This is a genomic window from Chryseobacterium sp., from assembly GCF_022869225.1.
Classification (GTDB): Bacteria; Bacteroidota; Bacteroidia; order Flavobacteriales; family Weeksellaceae; genus Chryseobacterium.
Map to the genome: position 1 here is coordinate 2,751,333 of NZ_JALIHL010000001.1, position 19,341 is coordinate 2,770,673.

Consider the following 19,341-nt stretch of genomic DNA (forward strand, 5'->3'; position numbering starts at 1 on the left):
ATTTTTTTAAAAGCTATGTTCTTGATTTTACAGCATCATTGGCTGATTTCATTTCCCTTGCTTTTTTCAGTTTCTGATTTCCAAAATTATAGGTAACTCCTATGCTGATCAGTCTTGGATAATTGAAATTGGTTATATTATTATATTTCCCGTTAGGCTGTACCCCTTTAATGCTGTAAAAGCTTTGATTAAACAGATCGCTTACTTCCGCTACAACCGTCCAGTCCCCTATAATTTTTTTCAGACTGAAATCAAAACTCTGTCTTGCTCCTATCATACCTCCTTCCATTGCAGTCTGGCTGGCAAAGAAGTAATTAACTCCCAGGAACCAGTCTTTTTTAGAAGATAGTCTGATGACGTTATTGATGGTTGCAGACATATTGTAGTTTTTAACATCAATGATATAAGGATCTACAACTTCCGTTTCTCCCGGAGCCGGCATAGAAGTAGGGTCTTCCCATACTCCGCCCGAATAAGTGACATATCCTAAGTTCACAGAATAATTGGTAGTCCATATATCTTTAAACCATGATTTGTTCATTCCCAGCGTTAGAGCAATCTCTCTGTTTTTACCGTAATTGGTTCTGATATATCTGAGAAATCTTGTTGTTTCCATGATTTTATTTCCCTTGATGTCATAGATGATGTTTCCTTTAGAATCTTTTTTAGGCGCCGTTACAGTTCCTTGTAAAGGAATCAGATCTGAAGCTGCTGCATCTTCCACCATATTAAAACTAAGATTGGCATAGAATGCATTTTTGTACATATAGTTGAGCTCCTGGTTATAATATTTGGAAGCCAATATAAACGGATTGTTCTGTGTATAATTGGTTGGGGTGAAGTAGGTTCTTGAAGGATTCAGCTCCCAGAATCTTGGTCTTCTGATTCTGCTGGAAAAAGTATAGCTTACATTATGATCTGAGTTGATTGCATAATTTAAATTCAGATAAGGCAAGAGGTTGTTGTAATTTCTTTCAAATCCTGTTTTATCTACGATATCTCCGTTGCTCCTGGTCATTTCGTAGCGGGCGCCTATTTTCCCGGATATTTTCTCAGTCAGTTTTCTTTCATAATTCAAGTAAATTCCAAGAATATTTTCTTTATAGATGAAGTGATTGGTCTGGTTTGGATCTATGATAAATTCTCCGTTTTTCAACTTATCCTGTCTGGTATCGTTATCCGTATTGGTGTGGTTATAGCTTATTCCCATTAACCATGTGGCTCCTTTAGCTGTCTTTTTCAGATAATCGATATTGGCTGCGTAATTGTTAATAATTTGTGGTACAGCCTGATGCAATGCAGAATATTTGTTAATTGTATCATTTGTTAAAGGAAAACTTTCATTAAAACTTACTTTATCCCTGTTGAACCATAGGTAAGAAACGTTTGACGTAAGCTTACTTCCCAGAGAATCTGTTTTCATCTCATAATTCAAATTGAAAGAATGATTTCTGGTCTGTGCATCCTCGTTATTGACGGTTCTGTTATTTAATACTCCGTTTTGCCAGTTGGTAATATCCAGTACAGAATTAAAACTTTTATTGTATCTCATGTTGTATGAGAATCCAAGACTGTGTTTTTTATTAATCTCATAATCGATATTGAAGCCTCCCCCGAAATTTTTGTTGGGGTCATCATTGTATCCGTAAGAATCATTTCTGAAAGTAGGATCTCCGTTAGACAGCGTATATTTTTGTCTCTCTGTCCAGCTTCCCATTCTGAAATTGGAATTTCCGGACCACTTGCCCTGTCTGAAGTTAAAAGAAGCTCCTGCATTAGGATTGTTGTAATAAGCCTGCTCATTCTGCATTTTCATCGTACCGTTGTAGCCGTTGTTTTTGCTTTTTTTCATTACAATATTGATCACACCTTCTTTGGATTCAACCTGGAATTCACTTCCCGGAACGGTAATGACCTCAATTTTTTGAATATCCTCGGATGGAGTAGACTTCAGCATTTCAATCAATGCCTCAGAATCCATATTTGTTTTTTTGTTATTGATATAGATGACGGCATCAGACTTTCCTAAGATCTTCAGCGTTTTTCCATCTATACTGGAAACCATTGGGGTTTGTTTCAAAAGATTAAACGTATTGGTTCCTTTGGCAATAGGAGAAGACGCTACATCGTAAACAAGCCGGTCGCCTTGTTTTTTGAAAACTTGTTTCTTGATATTGACTGCCTCAATCGTATTAACCTTCAAACTGTCTTTTTTCTGCTGGGCACTAATGAGTCCGCTGAAAAATAGGGCTGCAATGAGAATTTGAGTTTTCATGATTATTATTTTTTAATTAATAGCTTGTATGGTTTGTTATTTAACATTACAAAGATATGTAATAAATTTAGTATCATGCAATACAAAGTACTTAAAAATAATTGTAATAAATTATAATGCATTGATTTACAGTTAATAAAAATTAAATTAAAATTTTAGCAACTTAAGCTTTCTATACGATAAGACAATTAAAAGAAGTTAAATGTTACATTTTAAACACAACTTTCTGAATTTATTTTAAAAAAAGACTAACTTTAGTTAAAACCACAGATCATGAAATTTCTGATAAAGATCTGCATTGCAATCACTCTATGTTGTGGGGTAAAGATGAGGTCTCAAAATATTGGAAATTATTCTGTTACGAGAATAACACCGGATGAAGGGCTTTCGCAGGGCTCTAATTATTTTTGGTTTGAAGACCGCAGAGGGTTTGTGTGGCTTACCTGTAATGATGCGCTCAACAGATATGACGGTTCATCTGTAAAAGTTTATAATCTCAAATATTATTTTAAAAACTGTCCCACCCTCCAGCAGGCATACGGTTTTGCAGAAGATAAAGACCATTTGTATATCGGGAGTACAAGAGGTTTGTACATCTATGATTATCAGTTGGACGAATTTACCTTAGTAGATATTTATCAAAAATATTCCAAAAGTAAAACAGCAATCCCTATTGGTTTTTCCGATGGTAAAATATGGATCTTTAATGAAGCCTATCAATTGGCAAGCTTTGATGTCAAGACAAAACAGAGTAAGCAGGAAGCCCAGATTCCCGTTGAATCCCTAAAGTCAGTACATATATATGATCTCGACGGAAATGTCTTTTATTTTAGAATGCCATTTTTCGATAAGCACCGGAATATATGCTTTATCGGAACAAAAGAAATCATAACCTATAATCTGGAGTCTCAAAAAACAGCTTTCCCTTTCAGAAAACTTCAGATAAATCCTTCTGTAGTTATCCAGTCTGGTGCTTATGATCAAAAAAATGATGCTCTTTACCTCGGAACTGTCGGTAACGGGATATTGGTATTGAATGATGATTACCAAAAAATAAATTACCATCAGCCTTCCCTTAAAAGAATTGAATCCATTACCGTTAAGAATAATAAAATTGTTTTAATGAGTGGAAATTCCCTCTTCATCTTTGATATGCAATTTAAAAACGGAAGTGTTTTTCCCAGAGATTTTGAGAGAGCTTACAATCTGCAGTTTGACAAAATAGGGAGGCTTTGGTTTTGTGATGACGGGCAGGGGGAAGTTATTTTAGATTTTCGGGGAGCCATGCTCAAAAATACACTGGATGGAAGAGATTCGCTGATCATGTCTTTCAAACAGAGGGGCGTTTCTGATCTAGTAGAACTGCCGGATCATACGATTTTAGTGAACTCTGTAACGATCTTTAATCCGAAAGATTTTTCCACAAAGAAATTTGCTTCAGACAGAACCAGCTATTATTCCAATTCCAGGAGCAAAAGTTATAAAAATCCATATACCAAAGAACTCTGGATGGTTGAAAACAATCTGAGTGGAAATCACTCCAAAATTGCTGTTTTTGATGAGCATCTGAAGTTTAAAAAAAGCTATGATTTTGATAATATCCAGATGGGAAAACACCAGAGTATGGTGAGCTTCCCTGATTCTACCTCTCTATTTTCTTTTTCTACAGGGCTGTACTTTTTCAATAAAGCCGCCGAAAAATTTGAAAAACTGAAGAGTATTCCCAAGTCAGAACTCTTTTTTTATTAATATTCTGAGTAAGAATAGAATAGCGGTAAGCTATCTGAACCGCGACATGATATTAGCCAGAATTGAAGGAAAAAATAAATATAAGATCATCGGAAAAATTCTCCCGAACATACAGAGCTTCTATCTCCAGGAAGATGTGAAAAATAAACAGTATTGGGTAGGAACCAATCAGGGAGTCTATCTTTTGGATCAAAATTTTAAAATTTTAAAAATATTTGACAGCAATAACAATCTCGCCGGGACGTATATATACGGGCTTCTGTTGGATGACTTTGGAAGAATCTGGTGCAGTCATCAAAGAGGGCTGTCCAGCATTGATACCAAAACTCACATGATCTCCAATTATGATAAAGAAGACGGGATTCAATATTGGGATTTTAATAACCGGACGTTTTTGAAAGCTTCAGACGGAACACTGTATTTTGGAGGAGTGAAGGGGCTCAATTATTTCAAGCCGCCTTTAAAGCTGAATTCATTTTACCATCCCGAAATTTATTTCGATGAAATTCTGATCAATAACAACCGGTATGTTTCACGGAAAGGAATCAATTTTTTGAAAGAGCTTCACCTCAGATACAATGAAAATAATATTTCCATAAAGGCTCTTATAAAAGATCTGGAGTATGGCTCGCAGAGAAAACTGATGTACCGGATTAAAAATATGGATAAAGTTTGGAAAAAACTGTCAAAAAAGGCTGCGCTTAATCTTAATAGCCTTGCCCCGGGAAAATATGAAATTGAATTCGGGATTGCAGATAAATTTACCGGAGAGGTTTTTTATAATAAGCCTATCACAATAACTGTAGCCAAAGTTTTTTATCAGACATTTTTATTCTGGGTCATTATCGGAGGTTTATTTTTTGGAAGCCTGATCATAGCCATAAGCCGGTGGAAATTTATCAGACAGCAGAATGAATTTAAAGAAAAAATGGCCCTCGAATCCCAAAGAAATAAGATTACAGCAGACCTTCATGACGATATCGGGTCTACATTAAGCAGCTTGCAGATCAACTCTGTCGTTGCCGGAGAACTGATCGGAAAACAAAAAATAAATGATGCCCGAAAAGTCCTTAAAAGTATTGAAGACCAGTCCCGGAAACTCTCCGAAAACATGAGTGATATTGTCTGGAGTTTAAAGCCAAATAAAGACTCCCTGATGACGCTTTCCACAAGGATCAGAAATATAGCAAGCGAAATTTTAGGGAGTACAGATATTGATTATACCATAACCATTGATGAAACCATTGATGATGAGATTACAAATTTCAGCAGTAAGAAAAATATTATCCTCATTGTAAAAGAAGCCTTAAATAATGCCGTGAAATACAGTAAGGCAGATGAGATTTCCATTGAATGTAAGAAAGATGAAAGCAGTCACATTCTTGAAATAAAAGATAACGGGACAGGCTTTGATGAATCCGTTACAAAAGGCAACGGAATAGGAAACATGAAAAAAAGAACCTCGGAAATGAATGGTATTTTTGATCTGAGGTCCAGTGCCGGAACAGTGATCAGAATTCTTATCCCTAGATCTAGGGATTGAAGAAGATCATTTGACAGTATAACTTTGAACAGATTTAGCAAACTTTATTATGATCAGAATATTTGCGTATGATGACAACCCGGAACGCTTACACAGCCTGCGGATTTTGATTGAACTTTCCGAGAATATGGAATACATCGGTGAGGCTCCCAATTGTGAGTCGGTGGAAGAAGAAATGCAGCAGTATCAGCCCGATATTGTACTAATGGATATCAATATGCCTGGGGTAGACGGTATTGAAGGTTTGAAAATAATTAAATCCAGATTTCCACAAATAAAAGTGCTGGTACAGACTGCTTTTGATGATAGTGAGAAGATTTTCAGATCTATTTCAGGCGGAGCAAGCGGATACATTCTGAAAAGTGACAATCCAAGAAGAATTCTTCAGGCGATCGAAGAAGTCTATGAAGGCGGAGCATCTATGAATCCGGCAATTGCCAAACGTGTGTTGGAATATTTTCAGCCTACAGCAGGACAAAAGCTTCTGACACAAAAAGAACAGGAGGTTCTTAAACTGCTATCCGGCGGACTGAGCTATAAGATGATCGCTGATAAATTAGAGATCAGTTATTCTACCGTAAATACCCATATTAAGCATATTTACAACAAACTTCATGTTTCTTCACTGGGAGAAGCCGTCTCATGGTATTTTAAAAATATGAAAGAGTAAAACCCTGGAATATCCTGTATTTATACTTTTTGAACGTCCCTACAATTAGGGATTTTTTTATGTTTTGTTTTCAGTGAATTTTGATAAACAATTCTAAACTAATTGATATGAAAAAGAATTTTACTTTTATGAGAAAAGCGGCTGCTGTTTTAGGAATATTATTTTTTGCAGCAGCAGGTGCACAAGAAGCAAGACCGGGAAATCCGATCGGTGGAATCATAGTAAAAGGCGGAAAAAATCCCGGTGGAAATCTCCTTATTTCTGTGGGTGGAGGTGGCATAGTTCCGGGGAATAATTTTAAGAATGAAAACCATGTAGGAAATGCATTCAACGGAACTATTAATCTGTATGTTCCCATTTTTACATTGAACAGTACGGAAACAAATTACGCCTCACTGGGAGTGAACGGAGGGGTTGGTTTTTTCGGAATGAAAAAAGACTATCAACCTGGCAGCTTTGCTTATAATGTTTCGGGGCAGACTGCACAGCCTGTTCTTAGAAATGAAACAGGAAATGGAAACCGGCAAAATGGCTTTATCGGAGAAGCAGGAGCGCAGGCTAATTTTTCTTTTAATAAATTTACCCTGTCACCCATTGTGAATCTGGCTTATATCAGCTTAAAAGAAACCCGGTTTTCTACAGTACAGACCACCAATATCAACGGGCAGAGCCAGAGTTTTGAAATTTCACGGCAGGAAAGTTCCAAAGCAGATGGATTGGGAATCGTTCCTAAGCTTAGATTGTCTTATTTCCCTGGGAAAGTCGGCTTTTTTATTGAAGGAAGCTATATTGCCGGGCCCGGTGTAAAAAATACATCGGTAGCTTTCAAACCTGCCGGGGCTCCGAATAGTGAAGGCTTTTACAGCATAGATCAGATGAAGGCCGGAAAATATGAATCCAGGGAAACTGAAAATAACTTTAATGCTTTTGGATTGAATATAGGAGTGGTCTTTAGCATCCCTTCAGGAAGAAATGAAAAAGGAATTAAAAATGCCGGAAATTTAGAAACCCCGGAATCTAAACCCAGTAATAGCTGCGTTTGTTTAAGCTCACCAACGGCTTCTGTACAGTTTCCGAATACCAGCGGACCTTCAATTAATCCAGGTGGTACTTTGACAATTCCTTACAATACCACAAACTCCGGTAAATTTCTAAGAGTTGAAGCTTCACCCCACCCATACAATTCATTGAATACCGGTACTTGGCAATCTCATATAACGATCCTTACAAACGGAAGCCCAAGCATTGTAAGTACAGGAGGAAATCCATATACTCATGCCAGTGGCCAAAATCCTTCAGCACGGTTAATTCCCTTTTCCAGTCTGATTGTGGGCACCAATACGATATGCATCAATGTAAAATGTCCATCATCAGGCAGTACTTGCTCAATAGGATGTTTCACTGTTATTGTGGAAGGACCTCCGGCTCAGTCTTCAGGAACTATCACCGCAACACCGGTCTGCTGTACGAGATTTATTGTTGCCCCAGGTAACCCCCATAAAGAAGTGCTTACAGGGCAGGTTAAATTTAAAATGGCGGGAACAGTGGTGAATGCTAAATTGAAAATAAAATCTGCGGGAGGAAGTGTTGCTTATGAAAATTTTGTACAAAATGGTTTTACAGGATGCTATACGATGCCTGTTGAGATCTCAATAGTTAATAATGCGAACCTGCCTGTAGGATCATCTACAGTAAACAGTGTCCCGGTCTATAAATATTCGAAAAAATTTGGTTGTGTTAATTTAGGGCCTAAATTACCTTACCAAAGCATACCCGGTATAAAACAACCGTAATAAATATCGAAAAGGGGGACAGCCAATGTCCCTCTTTTTTTATTCACGGTCTTTTTTGGCTAATGATTTATCGACCCAGATCGTAGCAAAAGGGAAAAATGCAGCCAATAAGGCGAAAACAAAATCTTCATCATCCCATTTGAAAATTTTTCTTACCGGGAGGCAGAATAAAAGATACAGGGTAAAAAACAAACCATGGATGTTACCAATGATGATGATAAAAATGGTGGGAAGCAGACCTTCATCATCATATCTTTTCCAGATCATTGCAACCCCATACAATAGAAAACAGGTGATTGCTTCCGCTACACAGATCTGCTTAAACCATTTAATGACTTTGTCCTGGGGATATTTCGTGAAAAATTTTTCGATGAAGTTCATGTCTTTACTGATAAGTGAAGAGTTAAAAGTGAAGAGTCCTTCTCTTGCTTTCAGCTTCTCATTTCCTGGGGGCAAAATTACTTATAAAAACTGCTTCCATCCAAATATTCAAAAACTTCGGGGGGAAGCATAGGCCTTACATTCTTGCCTTCTTTGAGCATACTGCGGATTTCTGTGGCGGAAAGCTCTATTACTGGAGCTTTTATTAAAGAAATATTTTCATGCTCCGGATATTTTGAATCTTTTTTCTCACCTTCAAATACTCTTGGATAAACAATGATATGATGGTTTTTAATCAGGATATCAGAATTTTTCCATTTATGAAGACTGTTGAGGTTGTCTTCTCCCATAATAAGGCTGAATGAATAATCCGGGTATTTTTCATGAAGATAAGTCAGGGTATCGATTGTATAGCTGGGCTTCGGAAGAGAGAATTCAACGTTGGAAGCCCTCATATTCGGATAATTCTTTACTGCGAGCTGTACCATATCAAGCCGGTTGTGATCATTCAGTAAAGACTTCTTATCCTTAAAGGGATTTTGAGGACTCACCACAAACCACAATTCATCCATATCAGAATTCTCCAAAATATAATTGGCCAGAATAAGATGCCCGATATGGATGGGATTGAAAGATCCGAAGAATAAACCGATTTTTTTCATATGAATTTTAAATAATAGGAAGTAGAATTGTTTTTAGGTTTTACATCATTGAACTTTACAGGGATCAATAAGGAGAGCACAATAGGATTAATCCATGAATACATCCTGTTAAATATCTTTACAGCAAGGCATTCATTATAATATGCCATATCCGTTTTGATTTCCATTATCTTCAGCCTGAGTCCTGCAACCTGTCATCTAATCCCTAAACTTCACATCCTTTATGTTGAGGTAGTGCGTGATATTGCCTTTCCAGTGGTTTTCCTCCAAAGTAAATGCAAGGTCAAAATTTTTATTTTTAAAATCTTCAGCAAACGGACCGAGCTTGAAGCCCACACACTCAATATTGCGTCCTGTAGATTCCTGCTTGATATAAAACTTAATATGGTTGTTATCCTTGCCCATCGTTTTAACATAGCCGGAAAGCTTCTGGTCAGTCAATGTAAAAATAGGCTTCATATTGTGAGGCCCAAAAGGAGCTAGTTTTCTATGGAAGTTGATAAATTCCCTGTTGATTTCATCGATATTGATTTCGCAGTCAATCGTGATAGAAGGTTCTTTCTGATGCTCCTGGATTTTTTCAGAAACGATTCTTTCAAATTTTTCTTTAAAGGCATCAAACTTATCTTTTTCCATGGAAAGTCCGGCAGCGGCGTGATGCCCCCCGAATTTCAGGAAATATTCAGAACACATATCAAGAGCTTCGTGCACGTCAAAATCAGAAACCGATCTTGCAGAAGCTACCATTTCTCCGTTGTTGCCGTCCGTAAATACTAAAGTCGGTTTGTAATACGTTTCAATAAGCCTGGAGGCCACAATGCCGATCACCCCTTTATTCCATTCAGGATGATAAACAATGGTGGTATATTTTGTTTCCTGCTGGGATTCTATAATTTGGTTCAGAGCGGAAAGGGTAGAGTTCATATCCAGCTCACGCCTTTCATCGTTAAGATTCATAATATCATTAACGATCTGGTTCGCATGCTTCAGGTTATCGGAAACCATAAGTTCCACAGCTGCTTTACCATGTGAGATTCTGCCGGCAGCATTAATTTTCGGAGCAATTTCAAAAACAATATTTGAAATTTCAAAATGAGAAAGTTTATCCTCAGGAATCAGCAGCCTTAGTCCAAGATTTCTTGTTTTTCGGAGCGTCTTTAATCCCATTTTAGCCAGAACCCGGTTTTCTCCCGTCATGGAAACGATGTCCGCGGCAATGGAAATGGCCAGAAGATCCGTGAGTTCAAATAATTCTGCTTCCGGAAGTTTATAAATGGTATTTAACCCCTGGCAGAGCTTAAAGCCGACTCCACATCCGGAAAGCTCCTTGAACGGATAGCGGCAATCGCTTCTTTTCGGGTCTAAGACAGCTACCGCATTCGGAATTTCTTCGCCGGGTAAATGGTGATCGCAAATGATAAAATCAATCCCTAAATCCTGGGCATAATTAATCATGTCCAAAGCTTTGATTCCGCAGTCTAAGGCGATGATTAATGAAAAACCGTTTTCTTTTGCGAAATCAATTCCTTCCGTGGAAATTCCGTACCCTTCAGAATTTCTGTCGGGGATATAATAATCTAAATATTTTTTCTGAACGATTTTGCTGAGGTACAGATACATCAAGGCAACGGCAGTGGTCCCGTCTACATCATAATCTCCGTACACCAGTATCTTTTCTCCGTTTTCTATGGCAGTCGCAATACGTTCTACTGCTTTCTGCATATCCGCCATCAGAAAGGGATTGTGGATGTCTGTAAGGTTTGGTTTGAAAAACTCCCTGGCCTTTTGATAATTGTCAATGCCTCTAAGAACGAGGAGTTTAGATTCGAAAGTTCCAAAACCAAGTGACGAACTTAATCCATCCACAATTTCCTCATCAGGTTCGGGCTTATAAATCCATGTTTGACTCATTTCACAAAAATAGGGAATTATATTTTAAAAATGAGTCCATGGAGATGTTAATCTGAAAATAGTAAGTCTGTAAAATAGGATCCTGTATTCTGCAGAATTTTGATATAAATAAGAATTTTATAAAGGGTCTGTTATCGAAAACGGGGATTTTTTGACCTGTTATTTCTTACTATGACCGGCTGGTTTTTGAAATATTTGATCACGGAAAGATAAAATACGTACGCTTCTAAGCAGACCTTTAAAATGATGAAATAAGATTAAATGAGTAAACAACGAAATTTTATTCTTAAAAAATAGATGGTTTCTATTATTTATTCTAAATTTTTAATTGTATATAACATAATTTTTGGTATTATTATTTGTATTTAATGTGTTAAATAATGTTAAATTAATATAATTTATCAAAATAAAATTATATTTGTTAGATATAAAAATATGTTATGAATAAAAAATTACATTTGGTTTTTTGGAGTTTAGTAGGTTTATTGTTTGCTGGGATAAATGTTCAGGCGCAATGTGCGCCTGTAAATGTTCCGTATCTGGAAAATTTCGAAGCGTCATCTGCTCTTCCGGATTGTACTTCTTCTCAGGCTGTGAATTCAGGATTCTGGATGTCTTCTTCAAATGTGGCAGGGTTTTCTACTCGTGTATTAGCAGGGTATTCAAGTACATCAGCAAATATGAATTTATGGTTTTATACAAAAGCAGTAAATCTGCAGGCAGGCAAAACTTATAAGCTTGCTTTTGAATATGCTAACCATCTTGGAATCCAGAGTTTTAAAGTGGCTTATGGAACTTCTGCAGTAGATACTTCAATGACCAATCTTATTCAGGATTATCCTAATGTGACAGTGGGGACAAAAACGCCTGCTGGTTTTACCTTTACACCTGCTGTGAGTGGTGTTTATTATTTTGGATTTAATCTTTATACGGCTGCAAGCGGCCGATGGGGATATTTATACCTGGATAATATATCTGTTACAGAAGATGCGGCACTTGCTGTTTCAGAGAATCAATTGCCAGGTAATGGGTTGAAATTGTATCCCAATCCGACAGCTGGCTACTTGTATGTAAAGTCTGACCGGAAAATCGCCAATGTAAAAATACTTGATGCTTCAGGTAAATTGGTTAAATCACTAGAGAAAGCAGATCAGAAGATAGATGTTTCGCAATTAACAAGCGGAACTTATATGATGGTGGTGGAAAGTGCTGACGGTACTTCATCAGCCCATAATTTCATTAAGAAATAATTTAAAATATGTATTTGGCTGTAATGCAAATAGCTGCTCAACCGGGCGGCTGTTTGTTTTTATTTTTTTTGTAACGTTTTACAACAGGGAATATATTTCAATGATTTTATGATATCCCGTCGGAAGTTTTCTTTAAAGTTTGACAAAGAGTTGTTCAGGATGGTAATGCTTTCGGGTTCTCTGTTTTATGGCGGTGCAATGCGTTCTGCTGCTTTCTTTATACACTGTCAGAAAGGGGTCGGATTTCTGTAAGGCTTGGTTTGAAAATTCTCCGGGCTTTTGATAATTATCAATGCTTCTAAGAACGAGGTGGTTAGATTTGAAAAATGAGTTCATGGAGATGTTAATCTGAAAATAGTAAGTCTGTAAAACAGGATCCTATATTCTGCGGAATTTTGACATATATAAGAATTTTATAAGGGGTCAGTTATCGAAAACGGGATTTTTTGACCTGTTATTTCTTACTATGACCGGCTGATTTTTGAAATATTTTACCCTGGAACGATAAAACAGGTCTGTTTTTAAGTAGATTTTTAAAATTATGAAAATAAAATTAAATGCTTAAACAACGAAATTTTATTCTTAAAAAATGATCAGTTTCTATTATTTATTCTAAACTTTAAATTATATATAATATAATGTTTAGCTTTAAAGTTTATTTTTAATGTGTTAAATATGGTTAATTTATTATTATTTATCAAAATAAAATTATATTTGTTAGACATAAAAAATACGTTATGAATAAAAAATTACATTTAGTTTTTTTGAGTTTAGTGAGCTTATTGTTTGCTAAGATGAATGCTCAGACTTATCAGTCGTTGAGTGTAAGCAGTGGTTACAATTCGGATCTTATTGCCAATGGATCGGGTGCTGTTTCAACAAGTACTACAGAAAGTGTGGATGCTGCGACAGGCGGATATGCATTTATGTCTACTGATTTTGTCAATGGTTCGGGTGTTGCTCCTCTGTCAGGATTGCCTGCTAATGGGTTGATCAATTCTGTGGCCACTTCCGGGTTGCCTTTTCAGCTGGCGTCTTATAGCGGGAATAATGCTTTGAGATTAGCGAATACGAATGATGCGGGAAGTGTAAGCTTTTCCGCAAATCCTAAAGCTTCCAAGCTTTATATGCTTGCTACATCGGGGGGGGGAAGTTGTGTAGCTGAGGTTGTTGTTACTTTTGCAGACAATACGACCCAGACTTTTTCAGGAACTTCGGTAAGTGACTGGTACGGAGGGTCTTCTTATGCGATACAGGGGATAGGAAGGGTGAACAGGGCTAATGATGATATAGAGAATAATTCAGTTGATCCAAGATTATATGAGATCGGCTTGGTTATTCCTTATGTTAGCCAGACGAAAGATATTTCCAGTGTTTCTGTAAAGAAAACTTCGGGTACGGGGATATTGTGTGTGTTTGGTTTTTCTTATAAGATTCCAAGCAGTTGTGCTGAGCCGGTTAATTTGTCTGCGTCAAATGTAGCGTCTAATTCTGCTACTGTTTCCTGGGATGCGGTTCCTGGCGTATCTTCATATGAGCTGTATCAGAGTACCTCAAATGTTGCTCCTGCTGCTGCTTCCACGCCAACAGTTACGGGGATCACTGGTGCGACAACAAATCTTACGGGGCTGACTCCTTCCACTCAATACTATGTATGGGTAAGATCAAATTGCAGCGGAAGTACCGGAGATTGGAGTTCTGCTTCTGCTTCTTTTACAACATTATGTGCGCCTGTAAATGTTCCGTATCTGGAAGATTTTAATGCTTCTGCTTCCTTTCCGCCGTGTACTTCGTGGCAAAAAGTGAATCAGGGTACCTGGTACTTTTTTTCAAACTTTGGTGGGTTTACATCCCGTACATTAAGCGGGGCTGCAAGTGGCAGTGCAACGGATTTATGGTTTTATACAAAAGCATTAAATCTGGAGGCTGGGAAAACTTATAAGCTTAGCTTTGATTATAGCACCTGGTTAGGGGCTCAGAGTTTTAAGGTGGCTTACGGGACTTCTGCGGTAAATACTTCAATGACCAATCTTATTCAGGATTATCCTGGCGTGACCAAAGACAATACGCCAACATCTGTCAATCTTACCATTACACCGACGGTAAGTGGCGTTTATTATATTGGGTTTAACCAGTATACAAATGGTTTTAGCTACTTGTTTATAGATAATATATCCGTTACGGAAGATGTGACTCTTGCTGTTTCAGAGAATCAATTGTCAGATAATGGGGTGAAATTGTATCCTAACCCTACAAGTGACTACTTATATCTGAAAACTGACCGGAAAATTGCCAATGTAAAAATACATGATGCTTCAGGGAAGTTGGTTAAATCACAAGATAAACCGGATCAGAAGATCGATGTTTCACAATTAGCAAGCGGAACTTATATGATGGTAGTGAAAGGTGCTGACGGTACTTCATCAACCCATAATTTCATTAAGAAATAATTTAAAATATTTATTTAGCTTTAATGCAAATAGCTGCTCAGCCGGGCAGCTATTTGTTTTTGTCTTTTTGTAAAGTCTCACAGCTGAGAATACATTTTTATCTTAATTCTTTTACTTTTTTTATCAGATGTTCTATAGGTCATGGCACTGTCGATGATTCCTGGGGGTCAGTTCGATTATTTTGTTCCGCTTTGTTTCTATGGCGGAGGTTTGGTTGAAAAACTCCGTGGGCTTTTGATGATTGTCGATCTCTCTAAAAACGAATGGTTTCTCAGAACCAGGTGAAAGAACTTGATTCATTTACAATTTTCTCATCGGTTAAATAGGAGCTGGTATTCTGCGGAATTTTGATATAAATAAGAATTTTATAAGGGGTCTGTCATCGAAAATGGGGATGTATACCTGTGATTTCTTACTATGACCGGCTAATTTTTGAAATGTTTTACCATTGGGAAGATAAAACAGCTGTGTTTTTAAGTAGGTTTTTAAAATTATGAAAATAAAATTAAATGCTTAAACAACGAAATTTTATTCTTAAAAAATGATCGGTTTCTATTATTTATTCTAAACTTTAAATTATATATAATATAATGTTTAGCTTTGATGTTTGGTGTTAATGTGTTAAATATGGTTAATTTATTATTGTTTATCAAAATAAAATTATATTTGTTAGATATAAAAAATACGTTATGAATAAAAAATTACATTTAGTTTTTTTGAGTTTAGTGGGCTTATTGTTTGCTAAGATGAACGTTCAGGCGCAATGTGTGCCTGTAAATGTTCCGTATCTGGAAGATTTTAATGCTTCTGCTTCCTTTCCGCCGTGTACTTCGTGGCAAAAAGTGAATCAGGGTACCTGGTCCTTTTATACAGTGTTGGGTGGGTTTACGTCCCGCACATTAGCCGGGTCTGCCAATGGCAGTGGAACGGATTTGTGGTTTTATACAAAAGCATTAAATCTGGAGGCTGGGAAAACTTATAAGCTTAGCTTTGATTATAGCACCTGGTTAGGGGCTCAGAGTTTTAAGGTAGCTTATGGGACTTCTGCGGTAAATACTTCAATGACCAATCTTATTCAGAATTATCCTGGCGTGACCAAAGACAATACGCCGACATCTGTCAATCTTACCATTACACCGACGGTAAGTGGCGTTTATTATATTGGATTTAACCAGTATACAAATGGTTTTAGCTACTTGTTTTTTGATAATATATCCGTTACAGAAGATGTAACTCTTGCTGTTTCAGAGAATCAATTGTCAGGTAATGGGGTGAAATTGTATCCTAACCCGGCAAGTGACTACCTATACCTGAAAACTGACCGGAAAATTGCCAATGTAAAAATACATGATGCTTCAGGGAAGCTGGTTAAATCACAAGATAAACCAGATCGGAAGATCGATGTTTCACAATTAGCAAGCGGAACTTATATGATGGTAGTGAAAGGTGCTGACGGTACTTCATCAACCCATAATTTCATTAAGAAATAATTTAAAATATTATTTAGCTTTAATGCAAATAGCTGCTCAGCCGGGCAGCTATTTGTTTTTGTCTTTTTGTAAAGTCTTACAGCTGAGAATACATTTTTCTCTTAATTCTTTTACTTTTTTTATCGATGTTCCATAGGTCATGGCGCTGTCGATGATTCCTGGGGGTCAGTTCGATTATTTTGTTCCGCTTTGTTTCTATGGCGGTGTAATGGATTTTGGTAATTGTCGATATTTCTAATAACGAGTAGTTTTCCAAAACCGGGTGGGAGAATGTAATCCATCCACAATTGCCTCGTTGGTAATACGATCTGGTATTCTGCGGAATTTTAAAACAAGGAAGAGTCTTATAGAGTGTCTGTCATCGAAAATGGGGATGTACACCTGTTATTTCTTACTATGACCGGCTGATTTTTGAAATATTTTACCATTGGGAAGGTAAAGCAGGTGTGTTCTTAAGTAGGTTTTTAAAATTATGAAATAAAATGATTAAACGGCGAAATTTTATTCTTAAAAAATGAATCGTTTTTATTATTTATTCTAAATTTTAAATTATTAATAATATAACATTTATTTTTAATGTTTGTTATTAATGTGTTAAATGCGGTTAAAACGTTATTATTTATCAAAATAAAATTATATTTGTCAGATATAAAAATTACGTATGAATAAAAATTACATTTAGTTTGGTAATACCTAAATGCACCCAACAAAATTATGAGGATGTAACAGATCCAGAAAATCTATTGGTCCCTTTAAGTATACCGCCTCCTAATTTAATATCATACAAACACAGATCATGAGAAAAGAAACTTATTTATTGATGTTGTCAGTATTATCTACTTCATTGTTTGGACAATTAGGTATTAATACACCATCTCCTTCCGTAACTTTAGATGTACAGGGGAAACCCACGGATATCAGTGCCATGGATGGGATCAGGGCTCCAAAACTTACAGAAACACAACTAAATGCAAAATCCTATGGGGCATTACAAGATGGGGCACTGGTTTACGTAACAGCCGAAAATGGTATAACGACAGGGCAGACTATCAATGTAGATGCCGTAGGTTACTATTATTTTAATAATGCCCAGAATAAATGGCTTAAAATACTTCCTGTAGGTCCAGCTAATGGGAATTTTTGGTCCCTCTTAGGAAATTCATCTACCAATCCTGCTACTCATTTTTTAGGGACAACAGATAATCAGGATCTGGTAATAAAAACCAATAATATAGAAAGTATTCGTATTAAAAATGATGGAAAAGTTGGATTAGGAACTAATAACCCTGCTAATAAGCTTCATTTGGTTGCGCCGAGTGATCCTTTGAGAATTGAAGGAACCCAGGTAAGTACATCTAGTGGTGATAAGGTTTTAACGATAGATCCGAATGGAGTAGTGAAGACATCTTTAATCTCTTCAAGTAATTTTGCAGGTTATATTTCTGCTGATACAACGGCAACAAATCCTAGTGGTTCTGTGATTCAGATTATATCGGTGACTAATGAATTACTAGATGCAAATAATGAATATGCAAGTGGTACAGGGTTTGTCCCGTCCAGTAGCGGCGTTTACACTTTTGAACTAACACTTACTATAAGCAGTCCTACTGCAGTGTCTACTGAATATGGAACGGACATAGACAGGACCGTTATTGGGATCGTTTCCAATGGACTTTGGGTAGGCCGTTTTCATGTTGAGGCTTCTGTGGACCCAAGAACCTATACTGTTAAGGGGATTTTTCAGGCAACCGCAGGGAGTACCTATAACTTTGCACTCGCAGCACCCACCGGAAAAACGGTAACCGTTTTATATCAAACTTCTGGCCTTACCGGTAGTGGCCTCGGTACATTTTTTGGGATTACCAGAGTTCGATAAGTCTATCTGATCCGGAAAACGAAATCAAAATCCTGATACGGTAAGATGTATCATCTGTCACCAAAAAGAATAATTTGTGTTTATTTTTATCGCTGGTCCATTCAGGGATATGATTTCCGGAAATAATATAAGGCAGTGCAAATTGCTCTTCAGCTTTCTGCGTATCTGATTATGTATATCGTTAAGATCCTGTTTCTCCGGTCTTTTTGATAATGGTCAATTCCTCAGAAGTTTAGATTCAAAAGTACCAAAACAAAGTGACGAACGTAGTTTGCTATAACTTCCTCATCCGGCTCGGGTTTGTAAATCCATTTCTGACCCGTTTCATAAAAACAGGGAAAATAGCTTTCTGAAAAGATCGGGAACGAAGTTTTGCCTTAATAATTATTAAAAAAAAGCTATCTTCGCGTTCCAAATTTTAAATGACTATGAAAAAAATTACAGTATGCCTTATGGTATTAGGGGCAATGCATTCGATCAGCGCACAAAAAATTAATCTGGGCAAAGCCGCAGGAATGGTTTCAAACGGTGCAAAAGCTTTAACATTTACCAACGAAGACGCAATTAAATTATCCAAAGAATCAGTAGACTGGATGGATAAAAATAATGCTGTTGCCGGACCAAAAGATCCGTATACAGTGAGACTGAACAAACTGTTCGGAAAACATAAATCCCAGGACGGCCTGAATTTGAATTACAAAGTTTATAAGGTGAAGGACATCAATGCTTTTGCCTGCGCAGACGGAAGTGTTCGTGTATTTTCCTCGCTGATGGATTTGATGACAGACAATGAGCTGCTGGCAGTAATTGGGCACGAGATTGGTCATGTTAAAAATCAGGATACAAAAGATGCGATGAAATCTGCTTATCTGAAAGCCGCAGCATTAGATGCTGCATCCTCAGCTTCTTCTGCCGTAGCCACCCTTAATGAGAGTCAGGTCGGGAAAATGGCTAATGCATTTTTAGATGCATCACACAGCAAAAAACAGGAATCTGAAGCAGATACTTACTCTTATGACTTTATGAAATCTAATCAGTATGATGTAGTGGGAGCTTATACTGCTTTCAAAAAGCTGGCATTACTTTCACAGGGAAGCACCCAGACAGGTTTTGAGAAAATGTTCAACTCTCACCCGGATAGTGAAAAAAGAGCCCAGGCGATTAAGAAAAGAGCGGAGAAAGATGGTTTATGGAAAGATCCGGGAACTGTTGCTCTGCCCGCTTCAAAACTTACGAAATAATTATTTTATTTATTGTTTAAACGAAAATACCTCAAAGTAGCACTTTGAGG

At 37.0% G+C, this 19,341-nt stretch carries 13 protein-coding genes; 9 read left to right on the forward strand and 4 right to left on the reverse strand.

Translation table 11 applies throughout. The features are described 5' to 3' along the window. Positions 1 to 13 precede the first annotated feature (13 nt). Positions 14 to 2,275: an outer membrane beta-barrel family protein gene (locus MUW56_RS12865; RefSeq protein ID WP_292013560.1), complete on the reverse strand. Its 2,262-nt coding sequence runs from the start codon at positions 2,273 to 2,275 to the stop codon at positions 14 to 16. A 273-nt stretch (positions 2,276 to 2,548) separates the two neighbouring features. Between MUW56_RS12865 and MUW56_RS12870 the strand changes: the two genes are divergently transcribed. From MUW56_RS12870 to MUW56_RS12885, 4 genes are all read left to right on the forward strand, one after another. Further along, on the forward strand, positions 2,549 to 4,024 hold the full coding sequence (locus MUW56_RS12870) for a hypothetical protein (protein WP_292013561.1): 1,476 nt from the start codon (positions 2,549 to 2,551) through the stop codon (positions 4,022 to 4,024). Between the two features lie 46 nt (positions 4,025 to 4,070). Then, positions 4,071 to 5,567, forward strand: coding sequence for an ATP-binding protein (locus tag MUW56_RS12875; RefSeq protein ID WP_292013562.1), 1,497 nt, complete (start codon positions 4,071 to 4,073; stop codon positions 5,565 to 5,567). Positions 5,568 to 5,616: 49 nt separating this feature from the next. Then, positions 5,617 to 6,237: a response regulator transcription factor gene (locus MUW56_RS12880; RefSeq protein WP_292013563.1), complete on the forward strand. Its 621-nt coding sequence runs from the start codon at positions 5,617 to 5,619 to the stop codon at positions 6,235 to 6,237. A gap of 107 nt (positions 6,238 to 6,344) precedes the next feature. Further along, complete coding sequence (locus MUW56_RS12885) at positions 6,345 to 8,030, forward strand: hypothetical protein (protein WP_292013564.1); 1,686 nt, start codon at positions 6,345 to 6,347, stop codon at positions 8,028 to 8,030. Positions 8,031 to 8,069: 39 nt separating this feature from the next. On the opposite strand, the gene MUW56_RS12890 is transcribed toward MUW56_RS12885, so the two are convergent. The 3 genes from MUW56_RS12890 to recJ form a co-directional block, all read right to left on the reverse strand. Next, positions 8,070 to 8,411, reverse strand: a complete 342-nt coding sequence (locus MUW56_RS12890; protein ID WP_292015411.1) for a DUF3817 domain-containing protein — start codon at positions 8,409 to 8,411, stop codon at positions 8,070 to 8,072. Positions 8,412 to 8,488: 77 nt separating this feature from the next. Beyond that, on the reverse strand, positions 8,489 to 9,073 hold the full coding sequence (nadD, locus tag MUW56_RS12895) for a nicotinate (nicotinamide) nucleotide adenylyltransferase (protein WP_292013565.1): 585 nt from the start codon (positions 9,071 to 9,073) through the stop codon (positions 8,489 to 8,491). A gap of 198 nt (positions 9,074 to 9,271) precedes the next feature. Then, the gene (gene recJ / locus MUW56_RS12900; protein WP_292013566.1) at positions 9,272 to 10,984 is read right to left on the reverse strand and encodes a single-stranded-DNA-specific exonuclease RecJ; all 1,713 of its coding nucleotides are present in this window, start codon (positions 10,982 to 10,984) and stop codon (positions 9,272 to 9,274) included. 440 nt (positions 10,985 to 11,424) lie between these two features. On the opposite strand from recJ, the gene MUW56_RS12905 reads away from it, so the two are divergent. From MUW56_RS12905 to MUW56_RS12925, 5 genes are all read left to right on the forward strand, one after another. Then, on the forward strand, positions 11,425 to 12,234 hold the full coding sequence (locus MUW56_RS12905; protein WP_292013567.1) for a T9SS type A sorting domain-containing protein: 810 nt from the start codon (positions 11,425 to 11,427) through the stop codon (positions 12,232 to 12,234). Positions 12,235 to 12,971: 737 nt separating this feature from the next. Then, positions 12,972 to 14,684, forward strand: a complete 1,713-nt coding sequence (locus MUW56_RS12910) for a T9SS type A sorting domain-containing protein (RefSeq protein WP_292013568.1) — start codon at positions 12,972 to 12,974, stop codon at positions 14,682 to 14,684. Positions 14,685 to 15,373: 689 nt separating this feature from the next. Further along, positions 15,374 to 16,174, forward strand: a complete 801-nt coding sequence (locus MUW56_RS12915; RefSeq protein WP_292013569.1) for a T9SS type A sorting domain-containing protein — start codon at positions 15,374 to 15,376, stop codon at positions 16,172 to 16,174. Positions 16,175 to 16,970: 796 nt separating this feature from the next. Further along, complete coding sequence (locus tag MUW56_RS12920; RefSeq protein ID WP_292013570.1) at positions 16,971 to 18,050, forward strand: hypothetical protein; 1,080 nt, start codon at positions 16,971 to 16,973, stop codon at positions 18,048 to 18,050. 428 nt (positions 18,051 to 18,478) lie between these two features. Continuing rightward, positions 18,479 to 19,291 (forward strand): M48 family metalloprotease, encoded by an 813-nt coding sequence (locus MUW56_RS12925; RefSeq protein WP_292013571.1) that lies wholly within the window; start codon positions 18,479 to 18,481, stop codon positions 19,289 to 19,291. Positions 19,292 to 19,341 lie beyond the last annotated feature (50 nt).